This is a genomic window from Vibrio sp. 2134-1, from assembly GCF_033339495.1.
Map to the genome: position 1 here is coordinate 124,751 of NZ_JAWOUS010000006.1, position 24,395 is coordinate 149,145.

The window sequence follows — 24,395 nt, forward strand, 5'->3', positions numbered from 1 at the left end:
TTCAAATGGCGCTTTTTTAATATCTGAGGGTTTCATGGTGTGAAACTACCATCGGGCACTACTCCGCTTTGTTTGGCCCTAAAAAGCGAATATCTTGCAAGTTAAAGCCTAGTTCGATATCGCACTTTAAAGCGGCGACGCGTTTACATAAACGAGCAGATTCAATGTGCTCATCCAATTTTTTACGGTATTTCGGTACGAGATCTTCACTAGCGTAGGCTGCTTCAATACTCTCAAACTGAGTGAGAATCTCTTTCGCTGCTTTCGGGCCAATTCCAGGTACGCCCGGAACCTGGCTAGAGCTTATCCCTGTCAATCCCCAGTAATCCGCTAGTTGACTTGGTTTTACGCCGAACTCTTTTTCGATAAATGGTTCATCTAACCAACGATGTTGGAAATAATCACGGATTTGTAGGGTAGGGGAAAGTAGCTGGCAGTAACCTTTGTCAGTCGAAACGATGGTGACTTTTTCACCATGGCTGGCCACTTTCGTTGCGAGTGTAGCAACCAAATCATCTGCTTCATCGCCTTCAGACAGCAATGAATCAATACCTTGCTCCCACCACGCTTGTTGAATCGCATCTAACCCTTGCAGTAGTGGCAGAGGCATTGGTTTTCGGTTTTGCTTATAGTCAGGGAGAATTTCAGCGCGCCAACCTCTGTCTTGTTCGTGGTGATCAAAAACTGCGATGATGTGTGTCGGGTTGGCCTCTGACAGAATGCGAGTGAGGGTTCTTTGCGTTGTGGTTATGGTTCTTGCTATGTCGGTTGGATCTGGTTGTGCTGAGTGCACTCGGCGGATCAGGTTTAGGGCATCAATGATAACAAGATGAATAGACATAATGACTTAGCAATAAAAAAGGGGCGTAATGCCCCTAGTGTAACGAATGCTAGCCTGACTATCGACCACCAATTTCCGGGTGAGCGATTCGATAACACGGTTCGTAGTCTGAACCGCCAGGTAATTTCATTCGGTGCTGTTCGACAAAGTCTTTTAGCAACTTATCGAGTTTTTTCATGAGGACTGCGTCGCCATGAATGGTAAAAGGCCCTCTACGTTCTATTTCTCGAATGCCTTCAGCCTTTACGTTACCTGCCACTATGCCAGAGAAGGCTTGACGCAAGTTGGCCGCTAAAACTTGCGGTTCTTGATCTAGGCTTAAATCCAATTGTTCCATCGACTCATGAGTAGGCTCGAATGGCAGTTGGAAGTTTGGCTCAATTTTCAATGACCAGTTAAAGCTGTACGCATCGCCTTTCTCTTTTCGGTGAAGGCGTACCGAGTCCATGGAGCGTTTCATAATACGAGCGACTTCTGCCGGGTCGTCAATGATGATCTCGTAGTGCTTTTGCCCTTCCTCACCAAGTGTGTCGCGAATGAACTCATCAATAGAGCGGAAGTACTCTTCACTCTCTTTTGGTCCTGTTAATACGATAGGCATTGGCTGATCGGCGTTATCCGGGTGCATCATGATGCCAAGAATGTACAGTAGCTCTTCCGCTGTGCCCGGGCCACCTGGGAAAATAACGATACCATGAGCCATACGGACGAAGGCTTCCAAGCGCTTTTCGATGTCGGGCATGATGACCAGTTCATTTACTATTGGGTTTGGTGGCTCGGCCGCAATAATCGAGGGCTCGGTTAAACCAAGATAACGTTGCTGAGTATAACGTTGCTTTGCGTGCCCAATCGCTGCACCTTTCATCGGCCCTTCCATTGCGCCAGGGCCGCAACCTGTACAGATGTTAAGTTCACGCAGGCCCAGTTCGTTACCCACTTCACGTGTGTACTGATACTCCACTCCATTGATAGAGTGACCACCCCAACATACGACAAGATTCGGTGCGATACCTGGAGTTAATGCTCTTGCATTACGAAGAATGCCGAATACGAGGTTCGTAATGTGAATTGGGTTAGTAAGGTTGAGCCGTTGGGCGTCTGCCAAATGCATGTTTACGTAAACGATATCACGCAATACGGAGAACAGATGCTCTTGGATACCTTTAATTATTTCGCCGTCAACAAAAGCGTGCTCTGGCGGATTAGTCAGCTCAAGCTTAATACCACGCTCACGACGCACGACGTTGACATCAAACGATTGGTATTTATCGAGCAGTTCTTTCGAGTTATCGGTATGGCTACCGGAGTTCAACACCGCTAATGTGCAATTACGGTACAGCTGATAAAGTTCACTCGAGGCTGTGTTCTTTAAGCGCTCTACTTCTAGTTGAGATAGCAAGTCCATGCTACCAGCGGGGCTTATATGGGTAATCATAACGCCTCCTTGTGTTGCATTAATTTGAGGGAAAGTACCAACTTACCTTTTTGGTGTTATACGTATGGTTTGATGAAAGGTAGTTGGCCGATTTGGTTTTATGGTTATCAACTCCCAAGCAACCTCAAGATGATACATTTGCCTTTTATAAATACATCATCTTGAAGTGACTTGGGTTTTTACAGCTTAGCAGACTAAAAGGGAAGAAATGTGATAACTCGTTGAAAATGGGTGGTTATAAAGCGTAGATTGCACCAAATTTGGTTTGTTTGCTCGCTTTTTGTACGAATTCTAGCTCCAGTTAAGCTGGTTTGTTCCACGTTTTTTAGCGTCCGCAAGCATCTTGCCAAGACGATCGAGCACATACTCTGGCGTATCGGACTCTTTGAAAGACGTCGATACAGCAGCTAAGGTAATCATGATATTTTGCTCACGGAACTTAAAGGGTAATTGGCTAATATCACGCTGGATATGCTTAATCAGATCCAGTGTGTATTCTTCAGATTGTTCCGGGACGAGTAGAATGAACTCCTCGCCACCAAAGCGAGCCACTGTTTCCGTTTCTGATACGCGCTTGTTAATAGTACGAGCGATAATCTTCAGCGCTTTATCGCCAGCCGTATAACCATAGCTATCATTCACCGCTTTGAAATTGTCTACATCAAACAGCACAACACGAAGGTTTTGCTGAGAGCGAATCCAACGGCGATACTCTAGCTCTAGTCGATCGTTAAATGCAGTGCGGTTATAAACTTTAGTCAGCGGGTCGAGCAACATACGCTGAGCTTGGTCATCTAAGCGTCGACGATAATCTTGCGTAGTTTCAAATACCGCTTCGAGTTGGTTCTTACTGTAACTCAACCGTTCTTGCAGCGCTTGCTCTCGCTCTTCCGTCATTTTCAGTCGCTCTGTAAGCGACGCCATTTTTTCGAGAAGAGGCGTGATTTCTTTTTTCACAACCGCGATATCTTGAGCTTGATTAAGTGACTTTTGGCTTAATTCAACCAAGCTGTTCATTTCTGTGTTGAGCTCTTGGCGGTGTTCAAAGTAGGTATGATGCTGGTCGACGTTCTGATGAACGGTTTTTAGGTTACTTGCGAGAGAAGTGTTCAGATGATCAAGGAATTGGCTAGACGCCTCGCGCTCGAACTTTGTTGCTTCGACAACCAATTTCAGCGTTGATAGCGTAAGCTCAATGAGAGACTCGGCACTCACGCCAAGGAGCAACTTAGCGCGAATATCCAGCAATCTATCGCCTGATTCTCCCTCGAAATCCAGCTCTGTAATAGTATGTTGGAGGTCGCTGGCTAAGCACTCAAGCTGAGATCTGTCGGGATTGTTTTCAAATTCGCTAAGATGTAGACGTGAATTAGACGTGATGATTTTCAGAGCGCGTTCGTAAATACTCAGTAGCTTAGTGGCTTGATCAGCTTTATTGCTGGCGTGAACTTCAGAGAAACTCATCAGGTTCCGTAGTTCACGTTTTAACTGCGCAGGTAAGCCCGTGACACGTTGCAGTGTTTCAGCACTGTGCTTGATTTGTTCGTCAAGGTAACCGTTCTGTTTATCCATCGTCTTCGACTGCTGTTTGAGCATCCTCTCTAATACCGCTAAACGCGGGATAAGAGTGCTGATATCTTTTTGATGTTGCAGCTCTTGTTGGATTTCAAATAGGTAGTTGGATACCTGAGTATTCGAACCCTGGCAAGCTGAAGACAATGATGCCACAACGCGTTTAAGAACTTGTTGTTCACGTTTGAATTTGAGTGAAGTATCACGATGAGTCAGTCTGAGTTGGTCAAGTTGACAACTCAGCTGATGCAGCTGCGACTGAATATCGGATTCCAAGATTCCCATGAAGTGACTACGGTTAAGTCCATGTACTACTGACAATTATCTGATAATAACAAAAAACTTTATAGCGTCATTAGTTATTACGTTCAACAGGCGTTTAATTATCCATTTTTTAATATTTTCTTGATGTCGTCCTCATTCTTGTAGGACGAATGGATCTTGATCAGGCCTTGGCTAATGGCATGTTGACAGGCAGTTCTTATGTTACCTGTTGCAAAGCTAGCAGCAGGCGCATTATCGATGGCTTTTAAGAACACCCAGTGGCTTTGCTTATCCTTCAAGCTGACTTCTCGTGCGATGTGAGTCGCAAGCAACAACAGATCGAGTAATTCCTCATCGTTAATTGCAGTGTAGGCTCGGGGTAAGAACGGATAATCGCTGATGCCCATACGAATAATACGATTGACGTTGTGCTGCTGTGCGAACTCATCCACCCAAGTCTGGAATTTTTCGAACATGACTTCGGCAGAAGCATCACGGTCAGCGTTCGGTTCTATGTAGAGTAAGTTCGCATCTGAGAAATGGTAAAGACGCGACGGTTTTTCTATTTTTTCCGCAAGGAAGTCGCCAAATGCACGTTCTAGTTCTAGACCTGCCTTATAGCCGTTATGGACGTACATGCTTCGTAAGAATGGCAAATCGATCATAACAAAGCGTAGGCGATCATTAAGTGGTTCGTGGATCAATTCACCCATTTGCCATTGCTCGAAAGTTTCGCTCGACTTTTTCAATGAGCGAGAAAGCTTAACATTCAGCATACGCAAGTTACGTAAACGAGAGCGAGAGTGGGTGAAGAGGTCGTTACGCAGTTTTTCGATTTCACTTGCTTGGCGCTGCATAATGACACCACGGCGCATAATGAACAAAAACATGACCAATACAGTAATAAACAATGCAAATGAGATTTTCTGGAATTTACGATGCTCTCTTTCCACTTGCTCTAAGCGTTCTGATTGACCGATGTAATGGATGGTTTGTTCGGCAAATTCTTTTTGCTGACGGAACGCATCTTCACTGATTTGGTTAAGCTGCTTTTGTTCTAGACGAACGAGGTTTGTGTATTTTTTATAAGCTTGCAGAGAAAGTTTGTATTCGCCTGCCTGCTCGTAACCCAACCCAAGTAAACGGTATGACTGCTGCTTAATGAAGTTGTTATTTTCAGGTGACTTTTCAGCAAGCGCTAACGCCAGCTTTGCGTTAGTAATGACGTCTTTACTGTCATTTTGATGATAAGCCAGACCTGACTGAAGCAGGGCAGCCTTTGCTTCAAGCTTAGGAATATTGGTGTATTCTAAAAGCTCTTTAGAGCGGTCTAAGTACTGCTCTGCTAGCGCGTAGTTATAGAGTTGTAGGTAGGTAGCCGCCAAGCTTAAGCGAATTTTAATGATTCTATTGATGTTCTTACTGGTACTTTCATGGTCAAGCACGTTGAAGTAATGCACTAACGCAAGGTTAAACTTACCCTGATAAAAGTAGATGTCGCCCATTTGCTCTAGGACGTCCGCTAGGATCGGAGAGCTAGGGTAAGAGTCATAAAAATCTGCGGCTTGAGATAAGTATTCGATCGCTTTGTCGTACACTCGTCGCTCCTGGAAGAGCCTAGCCAAAAGGCGATTCACTTTTGCTAACCTTGCACCACTGTTACTTTCAATAGATTGCCAATAACCGTATAGCAGTTCTGACAAAGCCAAATTGTATTTCTTGCTATTGAGGTAAAACTCGCCGACGGCTGTGTAGTAGTCGATCAAGGCTAACTCAGAGCGGCTATCGTCAAGCATGGTCTTTGCTTCAGAGTACAAGTTTTCCGCTTTAATGATATCGCCACTATGTGAAGCGAGGAGTGCTCTTTGCATCACTAGTCGGTAGCGAACACTGTCGGTGCGTTGTAATACGGCATCGGCTTCATCGAGCTGTTGTTCAATTTGGTTAAGCGTGTCTTCCGCTTTTGAGTAGTTTTCGTCGTACATCCAAATCATTTGGTTGCGCATCAGCTGGAGATCTAAGTCCATGTACGGCAATTGATATTCTTGCGCTAAGCGTTCCGCTTTATTTAGGTGCTCGATAGCCGAACGAACATTACCCATGGCGTAATCTGCCTGAGCGATAATCTTGTGCGCTTCGATGGTGCTGCTTGGTGTGCGAACGCTACGATCTGTTTCGTCGCGAGACATGGCTGAAGGGCTGTCACTTTCTTTGCGTTCTGTTAGCTCACGCTGTGACAAATAGTTGGTTGCCGCTTGTTTTGCTTGTGATGGCTCTATTTCCGCCAATTGTTGTGCTTCGTTGAGTAACGCGGACGATAAAATGGTTGCATGAAGTGGCTGTACAAACAGCAAGCAAAGAAAGCCAATCAACTTGAATAGACGCGAACTGTCCCAAAACATCCTTTCGTTCCCTCGAACTGTTTTTAGATATTGCGATAACGGCGAAAAGCCTCAATTAGCCGTTTAAATGCGGGTTGAAGCCATTTGGTATAGTAACATGCTTGGACAATAAAAACGTCCGGCAACCCTTTAGATTGCCGAACTTATTTCTGTTGCCTATGCGCTTACTGACGAGCCATACGGTGATTGTGAGCTGGCTTATCTTGTTCCGTTGAGCGGTAAGGGTTGATATCCAAGCCACCACGGCGCGTATAGCGGGCAAATACGGTCAGTTTGCTTGGTTGGCAGTATTTCATTAGATCCGTAAAAATACGCTCTACACACTGTTCGTGGAACTCATTGTGCTCGCGGAAAGACACTAAGTAACGTAACAGCTTCTCACGATCTATTTTTGCGCCTTGGTAGCGAATTTCTACACTGCCCCAGTCGGGTTGGTTAGTGATCAAACAGTTTGATTTCAATAGGTGGCTATGTAGCACCTCTTCAACTTGTACTTCACCTGCCGCACCTTCAAGCAAATCGGCATCAAAATCGTAACTGGTGATGTCAATGTCTTGGTCATCTATACATTCACCGTCCATTGTCACAATAGGTTGATTGGTATAGTGGGTCACTGGATTCACCTCAACCAGCACCTTTTCACCTGCGCATTCAGACAGGTCTTGTGTTAAACGCTCAGTCACTTCTTCCCAGCTTGCAAAGTGGGTTTGGTTATAGCTGTTTAAGTACAGTTTGAAAGACTTCGATTCAATCAAGTTTGCACTGGTGGCTGGAATGTATACTTCGCCAACGGCCACTTGTGGTAAACCTTTACTATTTAACCAAGACAGTTCGTACAGCGTCCAAATGTCGTGCCCCATGAAAGGCAGAGTATCGCCTAACTGGAGGTCATCTCGGTTCAGGCTGCGAGGGACTGGTTGCAGCAAGCTTGGGTCATACTGGTTCGCATACTCGGTCGTTTTACCTAGTGTTAGGCCAGCAAGCTCTTTAGCGTCAGAATATTTGCTCATACTTTGTGGTCGTTTTCGATTAGAATGGCGAGAATTTTACTGAATCCGCTGGTCAATTGCCATCCGGCAAGTACGGCTATCTGATAAATAAGGAATGAGGAGATCTTCATGACCCAAAACGTTACTCAGGCGCTACAAGAGTTCAGCCTGCGCTACCAACAAGCTTGGCAAGCTAAGCACAATGAGTTGCCAAGCAGTGAAGAGCTTGCAGAGCTTGTTTCTCCTTGTGTCGAAGAGAAGCGTGATGGAAAGGTGCTTTGGAAAGCGGTCGCACGTGATGAAATGGCCGATTTCACCAATGTGGAAAATGCGATTGAGTTGTCACTGCAAGATGATGTTAAAGCCTTTTATGGTTCTCAATACTGCGCTGATATGGAGGCAACTTGGCAAGGTAATTCGTTGACGCTGCTGCAAGTGTGGAGCGATGACGATTTCGTGCGTCTACAAGAAAATATTCTTGGTCATTTGGTGACGCAGCGCCGCTTGAAACTTAAACCAACAGTATTTATCGCAGCGACAGATGAGGAAATGGATGTGATTTCTATTTGTAACCTCACTGGCAATGTGATTCTAGAGCGTTTGGGCACCTCTAAACGTGATGTATTGGCAGATTCATTGGTTGAGTTCTTGAATAAGTTAGAGGCTGCCGTCTAAGTATGTATGTTGTTGAGTTGCAGTTTGAGTGTTTTGATAACACCACCGTCAGCGCGGTAGACAAAGCCATTAATGGCTTGATGGATGCTCTGCGTTACAACGGCCAAGTATTGGGTCGTGAATTTCCGATAGTGATGGGAGAAGGTGAATTTTTCGTTCGTGTTGTTTGCCCAGAACAAGACAGCTTGCATCCACGTTATCACTCAGATTTCGTCAAAGTGTGCATGAACCGTTTGTCGGATGCGTCTTTGCTTGCTCCGAAAATGCGTATGCTGGGGCGTGATTTGAATTCAGAACAAGCAGCCGAAGAAGAGACACCTAGCTGGCAAGTGTTGTACACGACTTATGTTCATACGTGTTCGCCTTTGCGAAGTGGTGAAACCCTGTTGCCAATTCCTTTGTATCGTAATGAGCCAACACTTAATGGAGACCATAAAGCCGTCATTAAGTGGCAGACTGAGTGGCAAGCGTGTGATGAAATCCAAATGGCAGGGGGCTGCCGAGCGGAACATGCGGCGCTCCACGAAATTTGCGATGTGGATAGTGTGCTGTTTCGCCGAGGTTGGGACTTACGTGGCCGTATCGAATACATCACGAAGATCCCTACGTACTATTACCAGTATCGTGTCGGTGGTCAGTCGCTGGAGAGCGAGAAAGCGCGCAAGTGTCCAAAATGCGATGGCGAGTGGCTACTCGATGAGCCACTACATGACATATTTCATTTTAAGTGTGATGACTGCCGAATCGTGTCGAATATCTCTTGGGACCATCTTAAGTAGCGAATTGAAGCTACTTAAATGGGTAGATAGACAAATAGAAAGGGCTGATGTTTTCACATCAGCCCTTTTGTGTTTAGAACGTTGTTTTCAGTCATGTTTTGAAAAGTGGGATTACCAACCTTTCACAACACCGCCTTTGAACAGTTCTTTTGCCGCTTCGTAAACTTCTTCCGTTTGGTAAGCTTTTACGAAGTTTTGTACGTTTTGCGCATTAACATTTTCTTCGCGAGCGACAATTAGGTTTACGTATGGTGAGTCTTTATCTTCAACGAACACGCCGTCACGCTCTGGCGATAGGTCGATAGAGCTTGCGTAAGTGGTGTTGATGATAGATAGCGTTACGTCATCCAATGAACGCGGAAGCTGTGGGGCTTCTAGTTCAATGATTTCGATATTTTTAGGGTTGCCTACGATGTCACGTACTGTAGCGAGTAGACCAACGCCATCACGTAGCGTAATTAAACCTTGCTGCTCAAGAAGCAGTAGTGAGCGACCTAGGTTAGTTGGGTCGTTTGGTACTGCGATGCGTGCGCCATCTTGAATTTCATCAATTGATTTTACTTGCTTTGAGTAACCAGCAATAGGGTAAACGAATGAGTTACCCGCGATAGCCAGTTTGTAGCCGCGGTCTTTCACTTGTTGGTCTAGGTATGGTTTGTGCTGGAACGCATTCGCGTCTACTGAACCATCATCCAGAGCGGCGTTTGGTGTTACGTAATCGGTAAATGTTACTAGCTCAACGTCTAGGTTGTATTTCTCTTTTGCTACTTTAGCGGCAACTTCGGCTACTTGTGCTTCTGCACCAGCAATAACGCCAACTTTTACTTTGTTTACGTCTACTTCTTTGTCGCCGCAACCCGCTAGAGCAAGAGCAGAGGCGGCCGTTGCTACAGTCAAAAGACCTTTAAGGCTAAATTTCATCTTTATCTCCTTATAATTTGTATTTTTGATGCTTATCTGTGGTCTACACGGCGCACCACTGCGTCGCCGATAGACTGAATAATCTGTACTAGAACAATCAACATCACGACAGTCACGGCCATGATAGTTACATCGTAGCGGTGGAAACCGTAACGGATGGCTACGTCGCCTAGGCCGCCGCCGCCTACCGTACCCGCCATAGCTGAGTAGCTAACGAGAGTGACCAAGGTAATCGTTACTGAGTTAACAATAGTCGGCATTGCTTCAGGTAGTAGAACTTTTGTGATGATCTGTGTTGGTGTCGCCCCCATTGACTGCGCTGCTTCCACCAAGCCTGTCGGTACTTCTAATAAAGCACCTTCAATAAGACGAGCGACAAAAGGAATGGCGCCAATAGTCAGTGGGACGATTGCTGCGGTTGTACCGATAAAGGTTCCAACTAGCATTTTTGTCACTGGAATAATCGCAACCATCAGTACGAGGAATGGCACAGAACGACCAATGTTAACGATAGCGCCTAAGCCGCTATTTAGTTTGGTGTTTTCAAGTAGGCCGCCTTTCTTAGTAATATGGAGGATTACCCCTAATGGAATACCCACAGCAAAGCCGACTAATCCGGCAACCGCAACCATGTAAAGCGTTTCCCACGTTGCACCTAAAAGTAGTTTGCTGTTTAAGCTCAGCCATTCAGAAATCGTATTAAAGGACATAACCAAGTACCTCTACTTTTACGTTGTGCTTACGCAGGTATTCAAGAGCTGCGTTGTCATCTTCTTCGTTACCAAATAGCTCTGCGACCATCATGCCGAATTTCACGCCACCAGCGTAATCAAGGTCGGAACTCAAAATACTCACATCAATATTGTATTTACGAGAAATTTGCGACATTAACGGTGCATCGACGGTTGCGCCAGTAAACTCTAAGCGAACCAACGGGTAGCTGCCATCAACACGCTCTGCTTGCAGACGTGCTTGGTAATCTTCAGGAATGGAAAGATCCAGCGTTGAGCGAATGAATTGGTGCGCTAGCTCTGTCTTAGGGTGCGCAAAAATATCGCCAACGGTGCCTTTTTCCACCAGCTCACCACCACCGATGATTGCTACTTCGTGACAGATACTTTTTACGACTTCCATTTCGTGAGTGATAAGTAAAATCGTGATGTTGAGTTTGCGGTTGATCTCTTTCAATAACTCAAGGATAGATTGAGTTGTTGCCGGATCTAGTGCGCTAGTGGCCTCATCACAAAGCAGCACGCTAGGATCGGATGCCAATGCACGAGCAATTGCCACACGCTGTTTTTGTCCGCCACTTAAGTTAGATGGGTAGCTTTCGTGTTTGTCGGCTAAGCCTACAAGCTTTAGCAACTCAGTTACTTTTGTTGTGACTTGCGATTTGTCTTTACCTGCCAGTTCTAGGGGTAATGCCACATTATCAAACACAGTACGAGACGAAAGCAGGTTAAAGTGCTGGAAGATCATGCCAATGTTACGGCGTGTTTCGACTAGTTGTTTTTTACTGAGTTTGGTTAGATCCACACCATCAACGATGATGGAACCAGAGGTCGGCGCTTCTAACATGTTGACACAGCGGATCAGCGTACTTTTACCAGCACCTGATGAACCGATAACACCAAAGATAGTGCCTTTGTCGATGTGTAGGTTAATGTCTTTCAGGGCAAGGATTTCCTTACTGCCTTGGTAGAACACTTTATTGACGTTTTTTATTTCTATCATGTTTCAACCTGCCCAAAGATACGGGGAACTTCGCTGTCAAAAACGGCCTTTGACAGAACTTAATGTTGAGCTTTATCTCAATTTTCAGTTGATGCTATGGGTTAAGCAGAATGAAGTCAATAGATATTTTTACGTCTAGACGTCTAAATGTATGGATGTTCTGTTTTGAAACGAAGATGTATAGATAACAAGCAGGAGGTAGACGGCAGGGCACCCTCAGATTTACCGATTCTTGCCCAACAAATCAACCGTTTTGTCGAGGCCAAGAATGAATTAGATAGTGTTGAAGTTTATAAGGTATGTAATAATCTGATTAAACCGAGTTAATAGAGAAATACGTTTTGGCAAAACCTGCTGTTTTTATCGATCGTGATGGCGTGATAAACGTTGACCACGGCTACGTTCATGACGAACATGATTTTGAGTACATTGATGGTGTATTTGAAGCGACGAAAGCGCTAAAAGATAAAGGCTACCTTCTAGTGTTAGTGACGAATCAATCGGGCATCGCACGCGGTAAATTCAGTGAAAACCGTTTCTTGTCTCTGACTCAATGGATGGATTGGAACTTTGCTGATAATGGTGTTGAGTTCGATGGTATCTATTACTGCCCACATCATCCAGAACATGGCATTGGCGAGTACAAGCAAGATTGTGAGTGCCGTAAGCCAAAACCAGGCATGTTCATTTCTGCGCGTGACTTCTTGAAGATCGACATGGAGAAATCTGTGATGATCGGCGATAAAGCTGAAGACATGATGGCAGCAGAAGCGGCAGGCGTTGGCACTAAGATTTTGGTTCGCACTGGTAAGCCAGTAACGGAACAGGGCGAAGCCATTGCAACGGTAGTATTGGATAGCATTGCAGATGTGCCTGCGTACTTAAACAAGTAATATTCATTACTGACTGAGATAAGGGAAGCCACTGCTTCCCTTTTGTTTGATTCCTTCTTTTAATCTGAACACTTATGAGCAAAAAACTCACCATTCTTGATATCGCAAAATTGGCAGGCGTGGGCAAATCAACAGTAAGCCGTGTGCTTACTAACGATCCAAAAGTGAAACCGCAAACGCGAGAGAAGGTTGAGCAAATTATTCGTGAATCTGGTTACGTGCCGTCCAAATCTGCGCAATCAATGCGTGGCGGCAGCCAAAAAGTCATTGGGGTTATCATCTCCCGTTTAGACTCACCATCAGAAAATCGCGCCGTTGGTACCATGCTCAATGCTTTGTATTCCGCTGGTTATGATGCGGTGATCATGGAGAGCCAATTCGATCGCGATAAAACCAATGAGCATTTGGATGTGCTTAAACGTCGCAACGTCGATGGGGTGATCGTGTTTGGCTTTACTGGATGTGATGAGCGAGCATTGGCGGAGTGGGGGAATCGTATCGTCGTGATCGCGATGGACACGCAAATGGTTTCCTCGATCAACTACGATAACCAAGGTGTGATAGACATGGCTTTGTCTCACCTTGAGCAGCAATCTTTATCTCGCATTGCTTATATTGGTGTTGATCCTGAAGACAAAACCACTGGCTTAGCTCGTCTAAATGCTTATAAAGCTTGGTGTCAACGCAAGCAAATTACACCTTGTTTCCAGACGGGTAAGTTGAGCCATGAAAGTGCTTATCAGTTGGTAGACAAAGTCCTTCAATCTGACACTCAGGCCATCGTGTGCGCCAGTGACACCATCGCGTTGGGCGTGATTAAGCGTCTTCAAGAGTTAGGACGTGAAGACGTGGTTGTGACAGGTGTTGGAGGTAATGAATTGCTCTCTTTCCTTTTTCCTAAAGTGTTTAGTGTCGACCCAGGTTATACCCTTGCAGGTGAGAAGTCCGCTAACATGCTGATCAATCAATTAAATGGCGATGAGGAAGTGGTTCACTTTACTCAACAGCCTATCGTTTGTTAATCCACACTAAGACGATCTGCTCTAAAATTATACTGTGATCATTCTCAATTAATGGGACTGTTCCCATTTTGTTTTTTGTCTTCGAATGGCAATATTAAAATTAAGAAATGGGAATGTTCCCATTTATAAAAACAAAATGATGAATCGAATGTATCCAATACAGGGTGGACAAAGTTATGAGTAAGATTGCGCGTAAAGACGTGGAGCGTCTTATTGAGCTGGTCGGGGGGCCGGACAATATTGCCAGTGTAAGTCACTGTTTAACTCGCTTGCGTTTTGTTCTAAATGATACGGACAAAGCAGATACGAAACAGTTAGAAGCATTACCGATGGTGAAGGGCTGTTTTACCAACGCAGGCCAGTTCCAAGTGGTTATCGGTACTGAAGTGGATGAAGTTTACAAGGTACTGATCGGACTGACGGGTAAAAGTGAAGCCAGCAAAGACGAAGCGAAGAACGCTGCTCGTCAAAACATGAATATCGTTGAGCGTGGTATTTCCCACCTTGCAGAAATCTTTGTACCACTGCTACCTGCGATCATTACCGGTGGTCTGATTCTTGGCTTCCGTAACGTGATTGGCGACATCAAAATGTTTGATGGTCAAACGCTAACGGAAATCAGCCAGTTTTGGGCAACGGTACACTCTTTCTTATGGCTGATTGGTGAGGCGATCTTCTTCTTCCTACCGGTTGGCGTGTGTTGGTCGACAGTGAAAAAGCTCGGCGGTACTCCGATTCTGGGTATCACGCTTGGTGTAACATTGGTTTCGCCACAGTTGATGAACGCCTACCTGATTGGTAAGCAAGTACCCGAAGTGTGGGACTTTGGCTTATTCGCCATCGAGAAAGTGGGCTATCAGGCGCAAGTGATTCCAGCAATGCTTGCTGGTATGGCACTGGCGTTTATTGAAACCAACTTAAAACGCATCATTCCGTCTTACCTTTACCTAGTGGTCGTGCCGTTTGTCTCAATCATTGTGTCTGTGATTCTTGCGCACTCTATCATTGGTCCATTCGGTCGTATGTTGGGTGACGGCGTTGCTTTCGCAGCAAAAGCAGCCATGACGGGTGACTTCGCTATGATTGGCTCAACCATCTTCGGCTTCCTATACGCGCCATTGGTCATTACTGGTATTCACCACACTACCAACGCGGTAGACCTTCAACTGATGCAAGAGCTAGGCGGTACGCCAATTTGGCCTCTGATTGCACTTTCAAACATTGCTCAAGCGTCTGCGGTCGTCGGCATCATTATCATCAGTAAAAAACACGGCGAGCGTGATATCTCAGTGCCTGCGGCTATCTCTGCTTACCTTGGCGTGACTGAACCGGCGATGTACGGCATCAACTTGAAATACAAGTTCCCAATGCTGAGCGCGATGATCGGTAGTGCGTGTGCTGCTGCTATTTGCGGTAGTGCGGGCGTAATGGCGAACGGTATCGGTGTGGGCGGTTTGCCGGGCATCTTGTCTATCCAACCGCAGTTCTGGGGCATTTTTGCTTTGGCTATGTTAGTCGCAATGCTGGTACCTGCTGCATTAACGTTAATTCTTTATAAGCGTGCACAAGCCAAAGGTGAGCTTGAGCCTGCAAACGCGTAATTCTATTTGAGGCAGTGACTTGGCTGCCTCCTCCTATTTTTCTTTTCAAATTTTAAGTTTCCGATTACTGGTAAGTGAGTGTTAGAAATGGCTATGACCAAGCATGATGAGAGCTGGTGGAAAACCGCAACCATCTATCAAATTTACCCAAAAAGCTTTTGTGACAGTGGCAGTAAAGGCACGGGCGACATCAAAGGGATCATTTCTAAGCTGGATTATCTTAAGCATCTTGGTGTGGATGCGATTTGGCTGACGCCGGTTTACCAATCGCCAATGATCGACAACGGTTATGACATCTCCGATTACTACTCGATCAATCCACAGTTCGGCACTATGGAAGATTTCGATACTTTGCTAGCAGAAGCGCATCAGTTGGGCATTCGTATCATCATGGACATTGTAGTGAACCACACGTCGACAGAACACAAGTGGTTCCAATCCGCACTGGGTGATAAAAACAGCCCATACCGTGATTACTACATCTGGAAAGATCCGGTAGATGGTGCTGAACCAAACAACTGGCAATCAAAGTTTGGTGGCAACGCTTGGGCGCTGGATGAAAAAACAGGCCAGTACTATTTGCACCTTTTTGCTAAAGAGCAAGCGGACTTAAACTGGGAAAACCCAGTAGTGCGTGAAGAAGTGAAAGAAGTCATCAGCTTCTGGGCAGAAAAAGGAGTGGATGGTTTCCGTCTCGACGTTATCAACCTGATTTCCAAGCAGCAAGATTTTCCAAGTGACGATATTGGTGATGGTCGTCGTTTCTACACGGATGGTCCACGTGTGCACGAATACCTTCAAGAGATTAGCGAATCTGTGTTTCAAAAATACGGCAGCGTGACGGTGGGTGAAATGTCTTCCACTACGCTAGAGCACTGCCAGCAATATTCTTCGCTAGACGGCAAAGAGCTATCCATGGTGTTCAACTTCCATCATCTGAAAGTCGATTATCCAAATGGTGAAAAATGGACCAAAGCGCCGTTTGATTTCATTCAGTTAAAACAGATCTTCAATCATTGGCAAACGGGCTTAAATGGCAAAGGGTGGGGGGCGCTGTTCTGGTGTAACCACGACCAGCCACGCGTTGTGAGCCGATTAGGTAACGACGAGCAATACCGTGTTGAATCTGCCAAGATGCTTGCGGCATCAGTGCACATGATGCAAGGCACACCTTATGTTTACCAGGGGGAAGAGATCGGCATGACCAACCCGGGTTATACCGAAATCAGCCAATATCGTGATGTTGAAAGTACTAACATGTACGACATCATGGTCAACCGTGATGGTGTATCTCATGACGACATGATGGCGATCTTGGCACAGAAGTCGCGTGATAATTCACGTACACCAATGCAATGGAACAGTGCAAAACACGCGGGCTTTACTGAGGGCACGCCGTGGCTTGAAGTGGCGCAGAATTACTCTGAAATCAATGCTGAAGCTGCGGTTGCCGATTTGAACTCGGTGTTCTACTTTTACAAGCGTCTGATTGAACTGCGTAAACAGGTTCCAGTCATCACCGATGGCCGTTACGAGGACCTGCTGCCAGAGCACAAACGTATTTTCGCTTACGCTCGTCAGAACGATAAGCAAACGCTGCTGTGTATCAATAACTACTACGCAGAAGAGGAGGAATGCGTTCTGCCAGAACTTTTTGATATGAGTAAAGCGAAAAACTTGCTATCTAACTATCAAAACTCAGCGAGCGCAGTCGCGTCAAACCATCAAGTGTTACGACCTTACGAAACTCGTATTTTATTGATAGAAGAATAAACTCGGGTGTCATCACCCCTAAGATTGATGTTCGAGATGAAGGCTTTGGTGTGCTCCCCAAAGCCTTCTTTTATTGAGATATCTCTAAAAAATGCGAGCTTATTTTGTTTCAATCGCTGTTAGCTGCACTTTCTCTTCGTTGATTTGTACTTGTTGTACTTTCAGCAGTTCAATTTGTTCAATCAGACCTAAGCTCGGATTAAACCAACGTTCTGCCGAAGTGGCGAACTCCATTGAGTCCATGTCATCACAGTTTAGGTTGTAGATGTTCTCTTCCATCAGGTATGCCGCTTCAATTTTCTTGCCTGAGATCGAGAACGCTTTACGCACGCCAGTTTCTCGGATTTGCTGTTGCCAAACCACTTGGCAAGATGCTGTCATAGGAAGGTTTTGTACCCACTCATGCTCTTCAAAACGGTCTAGAAGGTTGTGAACTGCGTAGCCTGTAAGAGTGGTTTGCAGAGACATAGTTTCTTCACCGATGTCAATATTCGGGCTTTTCTCTTTTACGTCGTCACCGTTTAGGCGGAAAACCGGACCGCTGTGCATAAGCATGGCAATAAACTGATGACCAATGAGATAAGCGTCAGTGATTTCATGGAGTGCACCATCTGATCCTGCAAAGTAAAGCGTATTGCTCTCTTCGTCGTCGTTGTACTGCTCGTCTGAATAGTAGAACTGTTCGGCGCCGTAGTTCACCAAGTCATTAACCAACTGGACCATTGCCTCGCTGTTTGGGATTTGTGCCAATGCTGCCAATATTTGCTCGCGATCCATCGCTTGGAAGCTCAGTTTCATGTCGCCTTCTGGTTGGCCATCCAAGCTAAATGCGTAGTTTAGCTGTGTGCTTGGCGTGGGAGCGAAGATTGAGTTGTGAATCGAGACGTCGAAACTTTCTTGAGGCACTTTGTTTGGATTCGCACTGCCAGAAGACGAACCTCCGCCACAGCCGTAAAGAGCCAGAGTTGCTGCTGCGATAAGCGTCATTTTGTTTAGCATGGTTTACATTCCTGATTGATAAGGCCGCTTCATGTTGGGCCGTTGCTTGAATGCGAGCATGCTAAGTTCAGTGAGAGAAAAAGGGCAAAAAACAAAAGATAACAGGGGTTAATGAAAGCTTAATTTTATATTTAGGTCTTTGTTTTATTTGGGGTTATTTCGTTGGCTACGTTAGTGCAATACTCGTTAATGAGCGCTTTCCATCGGCTTATGATTTCTTGATCGGTCACACTAACATGCAACGTTTTCCACGGTTGGAGGCAAGTCTCTTTTGATTCAGATTGAGAAAGACGCTCAAACAAGGTTTCGGAAGGTAAAACGCGCAGCAGCGCCACCAGTGATTCCATGTAGTTGAGACGGAACTGTTCAAGTTTGTTCTGCTTGTAAGCAATGTGAGACACAAAGGTATAAATCAGTGCGTTTTGGATACGTGAGTCGCCATCTGGTGTCGTTAACAGGGCTTTTGCCCTGTCTAAGTTACCTAATTTGAAATGCAATAGACCTAACCAGAGGCTCAGCTCATCTGGCAAAACATCAAACGACGATTGTACTTGAGTTAAATATGCTTCCAGCTTTTGATGTTCGTTCTCGTATAAGGCGAGATGTCTTGCCGTTGTTATAGCCGCAAACTCATCAGATTGTCTGAGAGGTTGGCTAGAAAAGGCATTCTCGAATAACATTTTTTTGTGAATATTCGAAAGCTGCCACGAACTTGCCGAAGGTGCAGGCAGATTGAAGTATTGCGCGACATCCGAATGCATTTGGAAAATATCCGATTGTAAGTCAGATAAACGCAGTGTGTACTCATTGCGAAACGCCAACTTGCCCGTCGCAGGATAAATAAGGTTCATCTGCGCTTTCAAGATGCCCTGTTTTGTGCCGTCTTTTAACTCGATATTGAGCTCGTAGTCGCTGGTCTGCATGTTTCGTGCGCCAGGGAAATATGGCGTATGACCGATAGGATCAAGAAAGTAACTGGGAGCATCTTGGTTGGCGATGTCGGTGTATGGATATTCGACCTGTTGTTGCAGCAAGATGGCTTTGACCAGTATGCGGTATTTTCGCGCCTGAGAGCCGATTGAATCGACACGGTTGAGTAGTAGCTCGACTTTGGGAATCAGTAGTTGATGACGCGTTTGTTGTGTTGAGATTTCTTGGCGTTGCCATAACAAGCTTGCGAGCGTCATGCTACATACCGCAAGTATGGCACATAAGCTGTAAGCGAAAATCAGCTTGAAGTTCTTATTACTCGCCACCTGGGTTGAGATAACGCGCCGATGGTTTTTCGCTGGTGGCACTAAACGAATATTGGCAGGGTTAAGAAAGTAGCCTTTGCGGGGGTAAGTGACTAAAAGCTTAGCGGCATCGTATTCGGGTAAGTACTGCTGTAGCAGTGCACGTAAGGTGCTAATGCGGTTCGTGAGCACATTCTTAGAGATGAACTTGCTCTGCCAAATGGTTTCAATAATGGTGTCAGCAGAGAGTGGGTGGCCAACGCTTGTTAACAGCAGTTCTAATAATTCAACGGTGCGAGGTTCAAGATCAATCGCGATAGCATCTTGATGAAGGCTCTGTGTCTTCGGGTTATAGATCAGCTCTCCAATCGCAATACAACTGTGAGTCTGTTTAGCTTGTTGCAGAAAGTCGCGCATACCGTACCGATCTATTTGGAAATCGCGAAGTATTATATAGCGATTGGAGCGCGAAATCTTATAAATCGCGCTTCAATCATTATCAAAAATTTATGAACCGTAGGTCACGGAATAGCGGTGCGGTTTGTGGTTCATCGCTAACACGACATTGAGTGCAAACGCCCCCAAAATTGAAAGGCCAATCACTTCTGGTGTGACAAAGAAGAATGAAGCAAACAGGATACATGCATCGATTGCCATTTGGCTTTTGCCAACTGAAATGCCAAATTTGTCTTGGATAAACAAACACAGCACGTTAAAGCCACCTAAGCTGGAGCGATGTCTGAATAGGATCAGCATACCGAGCCCCATTAAAAGCCCGCCTGCGACGGCGCAATAAACTTCATTTACCGATTCGAGCGAGATTAGCAAATAAAGATGATCGGCAAAGATAGAAACCAACGCGCCAGAAATGGCACTATTAATGGCGAAATGACGGCCGAAGCGTTTCCATGCTAGTAAGTAAAAAGGACTGTTTGCTAAAAAGTACAGCACACCAAAGGTAAAAGGTGTAAATTGGCTAATAAGCAGAGCCAATCCAGTCGTGCCTCCCGTTAGAAGGTTCGCGGATTGGAGAAAGAAAACGCCTTGAGCTACTAAAAAGGTACCCGTGAGAATCGCTATCCAGTCTTCTTTTAATGAGTGTTTTTCCATCAATGTTGCAGTCATTAGTGATAAATAAGGCGTGCATAGTAGTAAAAAGATGATCTTTTCGGTAGCTAGAGGGTAAAATTTACGGTAAACCTATGTAATTGCTGTTTTACAGGGTGTAAAGCACAAATTTGACAGGCAATAGATTGTCGTTATGCGATTGCAATGCTGGCATGATAAACATTGCTTGTCATCATGAAAAAACTGCATGAGAAAAATTGTAAATTTCTCTTTATGACCTAAATCAAATTATGTAGAATGCGCGCCATTAGGGTGACGAAAACGTTTGCGTCGGGTCATTCAACAGTTTTTTTGCAACTTTCAGTACTAATCTGAGTCAGGAGATACAGATGCTTAAGCGTGATATGAACATCGCAGATTACGATGCGGAACTGTTCGCAGCTATCCAGGAAGAAACTCTTCGCCAGGAAGAACACATTGAACTTATCGCTTCTGAAAACTACACAAGCCCACGTGTAATGGAAGCGCAAGGTTCTCAGCTAACGAACAAATACGCTGAAGGCTACCCAGGTAAGCGTTACTACGGCGGTTGTGAGTACGTAGATAAAGCTGAAGCACTAGCAATTGAGCGTGCATGCCAACTATTTGGTTGTGAGTACGCTAACGTACAGCCTCACTCAGGTTCTCAAGCAAACAGCGCAGTTTACATGGCGCTTCTTAACCCTGGCGATACAGTTTTAGGCATGAGCCTAGCGCACGGTGGTCACCTAACTCACGGTTCACCAGTAAACTTCTCTGGTAAGCACTACAACGTTATCCCTTACGGTATCGATGAAGCTGGTCAAATCAACTACGACGAGATGGAACAGCTAGCACTTGAACACAAACCTAAGATGATCATCGGTGGTTTCTCTGCTTACTCGCAAATCGTTGATTGGAAACGCATGCGTGAAATCGCTGACAAAGCAGGTGCTTACTTATTTGTTGATATGGCGCACGTAGCTGGTCTTATCGCTGCCGGTGAATACCCAACACCAGTACCGCATGCTCACGTGGTAACAACAACGACGCACAAAACACTAGCAGGTCCTCGCGGTGGTCTTATCTTGTCAAATGCTGGCGAAGATATGTACAAGAAATTGAACTCAGCAGTGTTCCCTGGTGGTCAAGGTGGCCCTCTAATGCACGTTATCGCTGGTAAAGCAGTAGCGTTCAAAGAAGCGATGGAGCCAGAGTTCAAAGCTTATCAAGCTCGCGTAGTGAAAAACGCAAAAGCAATGGTTGGTCAGTTCCAAGAGCGTGGCTACAAAATCGTATCTAACGGTACAGAAAACCACTTGTTCCTTGTTGACCTAATCGACAAAGATATCACTGGTAAAGACGCAGACGCGGCACTAGGTGCAGCAAACATCACTGTAAACAAGAACTCAGTACCAAATGACCCACGCAGCCCATTCGTAACGTCTGGTATTCGTGTAGGTACGCCAGCGATCACTCGCCGTGGCTTCACTGAAGAAGATGCAAAAGAGCTAGCAAACTGGATGTGTGACGTTCTAGATAACATCGGCAACGAAGAAGTTATCGAAGCGACAAAACAGAAAGTGCTAGAAATTTGTAAGCGTCTACCGGTTTATGCCTAACTGTTCTTCATAGAATGAGTCGACTTCGGTGTCGAACATACTCATTTGCTCGCGCAAACTCCGTGTGTTCTCCTAGAACTCGACTCGTCTATTTTGAACATTGATATACTAAAGGTCCTCATTTGAGGGCCTTTTTGTTTGTCTGGCGTTTGGAATGAGATATAGCGAGAGAGTGTGATAAGGGGATGGCTACCAACACTGTCCCTTTTCAATATACCCAAACCACGTCATTCCGACGAGCCGAGGCGAGATCAGGAATCTTGTTGAGGCACACTCTTTTACTCAGAGTTTCCCTAAAAATCCTCAGTATTCTGAAAACAGATTCTGAATCACGTTCGTACCTCGCTGTTCAGAATGACGGTGGTAGAATGGCTTTTTATCATCATTTGCCAGATACAAAAAAGGTTGGCACTGAGCCAACCTTTTCTCTTCAAAACAAGCTTTTCAAAACAAGCGAGAGCTTATTTAATCTCGATACCTTGAGCTTGCATATCGGCATGGTAAGAAGAGCGCACAAATGGACCACACGCTGCATGCGTGAAGCCAAGTTCTAGTGCAACTTCTTTTAGCTCGTCAAACTCTGATGGTGGAACGTAACGTTCTACTGGCAAGTGGTGACGGCTTGGCGCTAAATACTGGCCTAGAGTCAGCATCGTTACGCCGTGTGCGCGTAGATCTTTCAGTACTTCGATGATTTCTTCTTTGGTTTCACCAAGGCCCATCATCAAACCAGACTTGGTCGGTACATCTGGATGCTGCTCTTTGAACTTCTTAAGGAGCTCAAGTGACCATTTGTAGTTCGCACCTGGGCGAGCTTTACGGTAAAGACGTGGCGCGGTTTCTAAGTTGTGGTTGAAGACATCTGGCGGATTGTCTTTCATTAGATCAAGCGCTACATCCATGCGACCACGGAAGTCAGGAACCAGTGTTTCAATCTTAATATGCGGGTTTAACGCACGGATCTCGCGGTTACAATCGGCAAAGTGTTGTGCACCGCCGTCACGCAGATCGTCACGGTCAACAGAAGTGATTACTACGTATTTCAGCTTCATATCGGCAATGGTTTTCGCCAGTTTTTGAGGCTCTTCTGCTTCCGGTGGTAATGGGCGGCCATGAGCAACGTCACAGAAAGGACAACGACGAGTACAAATAGCACCTAAGATCATGAAGGTTGCTGTACCGTGGTTAAAACATTCCGCTAGGTTCGGGCAAGATGCTTCTTCACATACGGAGTGAAGTTTATTCTTACGCATCGCCGCTTTGATGTCTTGAATTCGTTGGCTGTCGGCTGGTAGCTTGATCTTCATCCAATCAGGCTTACGTAGCACTTCTTTCTGCTCTGTAGGCATGTTCTTTACGGGAATCAATGCCATTTTATCGGCGTCACGATATTTAACGCCTTTTTCCATCTGGATTGGTTTGCTCATGCTTTATTACCTTGAGAAGGTGCTTCTGTGCTGAATTCTACTTGCTCATAATCGAGCAAAGTAACGAGTTCTTCTATTAATTGTTTTTCTACGGCTTCTACATTGTCTGGGCCGCCAAATTGGCTGACCTGAACCATTTCCATACCTTCATAACCACAAGGGTTAATACGCAGAAACGGTGTTAAATCCATATTTACGTTCAAGGCTAAACCATGAAACGAGCATCCTTTACGAATGCGTAAACCGAGAGAGCATATTTTCTTACCGGCAACGTAGACACCTGGTGCGTCAGGTCGTGCGGCTGAGTCAATATTGTATGCTTTTAGCGTGTTGATCACGAGGTTCTCGATTGTGGTAACGAGATCTCGTACACCTAATTTTTTACGGCGTAGGTTGATCAAGAAGTAGGCGACCAACTGACCAGGGCCATGATACGTAACCTGGCCTCCGCGATCACTTTGTACAACAGGAATATCGCCAGTGTTAATCAAGTGCTCAGCTTTACCTGCCTGTCCTTGTGTAAATACTGGGTTATGTTCTACCAACCAGACTTCATCACGGGTTTCTTCTGTGCGTTGGTCGGTGAACTCATGCATCGCCTTCCATACAGGCTCATAGTCTTGGCGGCCAAGTCGTTTTACAACAAGTTGGTGTTGCATGGGAATTCCTGTTGCTAATATATAAAGTTTTTGGATTATAAACCGGATAACCCTGATGCTCTACCGCTGCGTAACAGATTTTTAACTGAAAGTGATGTAAAGCCTCGTTATCTCTTTGATAAATAAAAAGAAAGCAGCCAAGGCTGCTTTCAAAAAAAATTTAATCTATCAAAAAATTATAGAACCATGCGTACGATGTCAATTTCACCTAACTCTTTGTACAGTGTCTCGACCTGCTCGATAGAGGTTGCAGTAATGTTGATTGACACAGAGTGGTAGTTGCCCTTAGCACTTGGTTTAACGGTCGGGCTGTAGTCACCTGGAGCATGGCGCTGAATAACTTCAAGAACAAGCTCTGGAAGTTCAGGCTTTGCATGACCCATTACCTTGTAAGTAAATGAACAAGGGAACTCAAGCAGGTCTTTTAATTTTGCATCAGAGTTGATGGTTAGCATATCGATAACTC

At 45.3% G+C, this 24,395-nt stretch carries 21 protein-coding genes; 7 read left to right on the forward strand and 14 right to left on the reverse strand.

Annotation, left to right across the window (positions count from 1 at the left end; genetic code table 11):
- Nucleotides 1-58: 58 nt before the first annotated feature.
- From xni to queF, 5 genes are all read right to left on the reverse strand, one after another.
- Nucleotides 59-841, reverse strand: coding sequence for a flap endonuclease Xni (xni, locus tag R7R78_RS09580; protein WP_005381982.1), 783 nt, complete (start codon nucleotides 839-841; stop codon nucleotides 59-61).
- Between the two features lie 58 nt (nucleotides 842-899).
- Complete coding sequence (ppnN, locus tag R7R78_RS09585; RefSeq protein WP_005383611.1) at nucleotides 900-2,276, reverse strand: nucleotide 5'-monophosphate nucleosidase PpnN; 1,377 nt, start codon at nucleotides 2,274-2,276, stop codon at nucleotides 900-902.
- A 291-nt stretch (nucleotides 2,277-2,567) separates the two neighbouring features.
- Nucleotides 2,568-4,133: a sensor domain-containing diguanylate cyclase gene (locus R7R78_RS09590; protein WP_225473460.1), complete on the reverse strand. Its 1,566-nt coding sequence runs from the start codon at nucleotides 4,131-4,133 to the stop codon at nucleotides 2,568-2,570.
- Nucleotides 4,134-4,231: 98 nt separating this feature from the next.
- A complete protein-coding gene (locus R7R78_RS09595; RefSeq protein WP_017635678.1) occupies nucleotides 4,232-6,514 on the reverse strand; it encodes a tetratricopeptide repeat protein in 2,283 nt (760 codons plus the stop codon).
- Nucleotides 6,515-6,678: 164 nt separating this feature from the next.
- Nucleotides 6,679-7,524 (reverse strand): NADPH-dependent 7-cyano-7-deazaguanine reductase QueF, encoded by an 846-nt coding sequence (gene queF, locus R7R78_RS09600; protein ID WP_225473462.1) that lies wholly within the window; start codon nucleotides 7,522-7,524, stop codon nucleotides 6,679-6,681.
- A 108-nt stretch (nucleotides 7,525-7,632) separates the two neighbouring features.
- On the opposite strand from queF, the gene syd reads away from it, so the two are divergent.
- Together syd and R7R78_RS09610 are read left to right on the forward strand one after the other, a co-directional pair.
- Complete coding sequence (gene syd / locus R7R78_RS09605) at nucleotides 7,633-8,178, forward strand: SecY-interacting protein (RefSeq protein WP_005381970.1); 546 nt, start codon at nucleotides 7,633-7,635, stop codon at nucleotides 8,176-8,178.
- 2 nt (nucleotides 8,179-8,180) lie between these two features.
- Nucleotides 8,181-8,957, forward strand: coding sequence for a Zn-ribbon-containing protein (locus R7R78_RS09610; protein WP_005383605.1), 777 nt, complete (start codon nucleotides 8,181-8,183; stop codon nucleotides 8,955-8,957).
- A gap of 111 nt (nucleotides 8,958-9,068) precedes the next feature.
- Here the strand turns inward: R7R78_RS09610 and R7R78_RS09615 are convergent, their stop codons facing one another.
- Genes R7R78_RS09615 through metN form a run of 3 tightly spaced genes read right to left on the reverse strand, consistent with a single transcriptional unit; the run spans nucleotide 9,069 to nucleotide 11,612 of the window.
- Nucleotides 9,069-9,878, reverse strand: a complete 810-nt coding sequence (locus R7R78_RS09615; RefSeq protein WP_005381966.1) for a MetQ/NlpA family lipoprotein — start codon at nucleotides 9,876-9,878, stop codon at nucleotides 9,069-9,071.
- A 32-nt stretch (nucleotides 9,879-9,910) separates the two neighbouring features.
- Complete coding sequence (locus R7R78_RS09620; RefSeq protein ID WP_005383604.1) at nucleotides 9,911-10,588, reverse strand: methionine ABC transporter permease; 678 nt, start codon at nucleotides 10,586-10,588, stop codon at nucleotides 9,911-9,913.
- Nucleotides 10,578-11,612, reverse strand: a complete 1,035-nt coding sequence (gene metN, locus R7R78_RS09625; RefSeq protein ID WP_033905850.1) for a methionine ABC transporter ATP-binding protein MetN — start codon at nucleotides 11,610-11,612, stop codon at nucleotides 10,578-10,580. Before metN ends, R7R78_RS09620 begins: the two co-directional genes overlap by 11 nt.
- A 341-nt stretch (nucleotides 11,613-11,953) precedes the next feature.
- On the opposite strand from metN, the gene gmhB reads away from it, so the two are divergent.
- The 4 genes from gmhB (at nucleotide 11,954) to treC (ending at nucleotide 16,901) form a co-directional block, all read left to right on the forward strand.
- On the forward strand, nucleotides 11,954-12,505 hold the full coding sequence (gmhB, locus tag R7R78_RS09630) for a D-glycero-beta-D-manno-heptose 1,7-bisphosphate 7-phosphatase (RefSeq protein ID WP_225473464.1): 552 nt from the start codon (nucleotides 11,954-11,956) through the stop codon (nucleotides 12,503-12,505).
- Nucleotides 12,506-12,579: 74 nt separating this feature from the next.
- Nucleotides 12,580-13,527, forward strand: a complete 948-nt coding sequence (treR, locus tag R7R78_RS09635) for a trehalose operon repressor TreR (protein WP_130545262.1) — start codon at nucleotides 12,580-12,582, stop codon at nucleotides 13,525-13,527.
- Nucleotides 13,528-13,703: 176 nt separating this feature from the next.
- Nucleotides 13,704-15,128 (forward strand): PTS trehalose transporter subunit IIBC, encoded by a 1,425-nt coding sequence (treB, locus tag R7R78_RS09640; RefSeq protein WP_005381959.1) that lies wholly within the window; start codon nucleotides 13,704-13,706, stop codon nucleotides 15,126-15,128.
- A gap of 87 nt (nucleotides 15,129-15,215) precedes the next feature.
- Entirely contained in the window at nucleotides 15,216-16,901 is a 1,686-nt protein-coding gene (gene treC, locus R7R78_RS09645) for an alpha,alpha-phosphotrehalase (protein WP_225473466.1), read from the forward strand.
- A 99-nt stretch (nucleotides 16,902-17,000) separates the two neighbouring features.
- On the opposite strand, the gene R7R78_RS09650 is transcribed toward treC, so the two are convergent.
- The 3 genes from R7R78_RS09650 to R7R78_RS09660 form a co-directional block, all read right to left on the reverse strand.
- A complete protein-coding gene (locus tag R7R78_RS09650; RefSeq protein ID WP_225473468.1) occupies nucleotides 17,001-17,900 on the reverse strand; it encodes a hypothetical protein in 900 nt (299 codons plus the stop codon).
- Nucleotides 17,901-18,031: 131 nt separating this feature from the next.
- Nucleotides 18,032-19,552: a transcriptional regulator gene (locus R7R78_RS09655; RefSeq protein WP_213903843.1), complete on the reverse strand. Its 1,521-nt coding sequence runs from the start codon at nucleotides 19,550-19,552 to the stop codon at nucleotides 18,032-18,034.
- Nucleotides 19,553-19,642: 90 nt separating this feature from the next.
- Entirely contained in the window at nucleotides 19,643-20,245 is a 603-nt protein-coding gene (locus tag R7R78_RS09660) for a YitT family protein (RefSeq protein WP_031780204.1), read from the reverse strand.
- A 347-nt stretch (nucleotides 20,246-20,592) separates the two neighbouring features.
- On the opposite strand from R7R78_RS09660, the gene glyA reads away from it, so the two are divergent.
- The gene (gene glyA, locus R7R78_RS09665; RefSeq protein ID WP_005381985.1) at nucleotides 20,593-21,843 is read left to right on the forward strand and encodes a serine hydroxymethyltransferase; all 1,251 of its coding nucleotides are present in this window, start codon (nucleotides 20,593-20,595) and stop codon (nucleotides 21,841-21,843) included.
- Between the two features lie 461 nt (nucleotides 21,844-22,304).
- On the opposite strand, the gene lipA is transcribed toward glyA, so the two are convergent.
- From lipA to ybeD, 3 genes are all read right to left on the reverse strand, one after another.
- Nucleotides 22,305-23,270 (reverse strand): lipoyl synthase, encoded by a 966-nt coding sequence (gene lipA, locus R7R78_RS09670; protein WP_005391329.1) that lies wholly within the window; start codon nucleotides 23,268-23,270, stop codon nucleotides 22,305-22,307.
- A complete protein-coding gene (lipB, locus tag R7R78_RS09675) occupies nucleotides 23,267-23,929 on the reverse strand; it encodes a lipoyl(octanoyl) transferase LipB (protein WP_005384137.1) in 663 nt (220 codons plus the stop codon). The genes lipA and lipB overlap by 4 nt, the downstream gene beginning before the upstream one ends.
- 176 nt (nucleotides 23,930-24,105) lie before the next feature.
- Complete coding sequence (gene ybeD / locus R7R78_RS09680) at nucleotides 24,106-24,384, reverse strand: DUF493 family protein YbeD (protein ID WP_005384135.1); 279 nt, start codon at nucleotides 24,382-24,384, stop codon at nucleotides 24,106-24,108.
- Nucleotides 24,385-24,395 lie beyond the last annotated feature (11 nt).

Bases quoted from the DNA above. Each gene is read 5' to 3' on its own strand.
- xni (WP_005381982.1), bottom strand. From the start codon at position 841: ATGTCTATTCATCTTGTTATCATTGATGCCCTAAACCTGATCCGCCGA.
- ppnN (WP_005383611.1), bottom strand. From the start codon at position 2,276: ATGATTACCCATATAAGCCCCGCTGGTAGCATGGACTTGCTATCTCAA.
- R7R78_RS09590 (WP_225473460.1), bottom strand. From the start codon at position 4,133: ATGGGAATCTTGGAATCCGATATTCAGTCGCAGCTGCATCAGCTGAGT.
- R7R78_RS09595 (WP_017635678.1), bottom strand. From the start codon at position 6,514: ATGTTTTGGGACAGTTCGCGTCTATTCAAGTTGATTGGCTTTCTTTGC.
- queF (WP_225473462.1), bottom strand. From the start codon at position 7,524: ATGAGCAAATATTCTGACGCTAAAGAGCTTGCTGGCCTAACACTAGGT.
- syd (WP_005381970.1), top strand. From the start codon at position 7,633: ATGACCCAAAACGTTACTCAGGCGCTACAAGAGTTCAGCCTGCGCTAC.
- R7R78_RS09610 (WP_005383605.1), top strand. From the start codon at position 8,181: ATGTATGTTGTTGAGTTGCAGTTTGAGTGTTTTGATAACACCACCGTC.
- R7R78_RS09615 (WP_005381966.1), bottom strand. From the start codon at position 9,878: ATGAAATTTAGCCTTAAAGGTCTTTTGACTGTAGCAACGGCCGCCTCT.
- R7R78_RS09620 (WP_005383604.1), bottom strand. From the start codon at position 10,588: ATGTCCTTTAATACGATTTCTGAATGGCTGAGCTTAAACAGCAAACTA.
- metN (WP_033905850.1), bottom strand. From the start codon at position 11,612: ATGATAGAAATAAAAAACGTCAATAAAGTGTTCTACCAAGGCAGTAAG.
- treR (WP_130545262.1), top strand. From the start codon at position 12,580: ATGAGCAAAAAACTCACCATTCTTGATATCGCAAAATTGGCAGGCGTG.
- treB (WP_005381959.1), top strand. From the start codon at position 13,704: ATGAGTAAGATTGCGCGTAAAGACGTGGAGCGTCTTATTGAGCTGGTC.
- treC (WP_225473466.1), top strand. From the start codon at position 15,216: ATGGCTATGACCAAGCATGATGAGAGCTGGTGGAAAACCGCAACCATC.
- R7R78_RS09650 (WP_225473468.1), bottom strand. From the start codon at position 17,900: ATGCTAAACAAAATGACGCTTATCGCAGCAGCAACTCTGGCTCTTTAC.
- R7R78_RS09655 (WP_213903843.1), bottom strand. From the start codon at position 19,552: ATGCGCGACTTTCTGCAACAAGCTAAACAGACTCACAGTTGTATTGCG.
- R7R78_RS09660 (WP_031780204.1), bottom strand. From the start codon at position 20,245: ATGGAAAAACACTCATTAAAAGAAGACTGGATAGCGATTCTCACGGGT.
- glyA (WP_005381985.1), top strand. From the start codon at position 20,593: ATGCTTAAGCGTGATATGAACATCGCAGATTACGATGCGGAACTGTTC.
- lipA (WP_005391329.1), bottom strand. From the start codon at position 23,270: ATGAGCAAACCAATCCAGATGGAAAAAGGCGTTAAATATCGTGACGCC.
- lipB (WP_005384137.1), bottom strand. From the start codon at position 23,929: ATGCAACACCAACTTGTTGTAAAACGACTTGGCCGCCAAGACTATGAG.
- ybeD (WP_005384135.1), bottom strand. From the start codon at position 24,384: ATGCTAACCATCAACTCTGATGCAAAATTAAAAGACCTGCTTGAGTTC.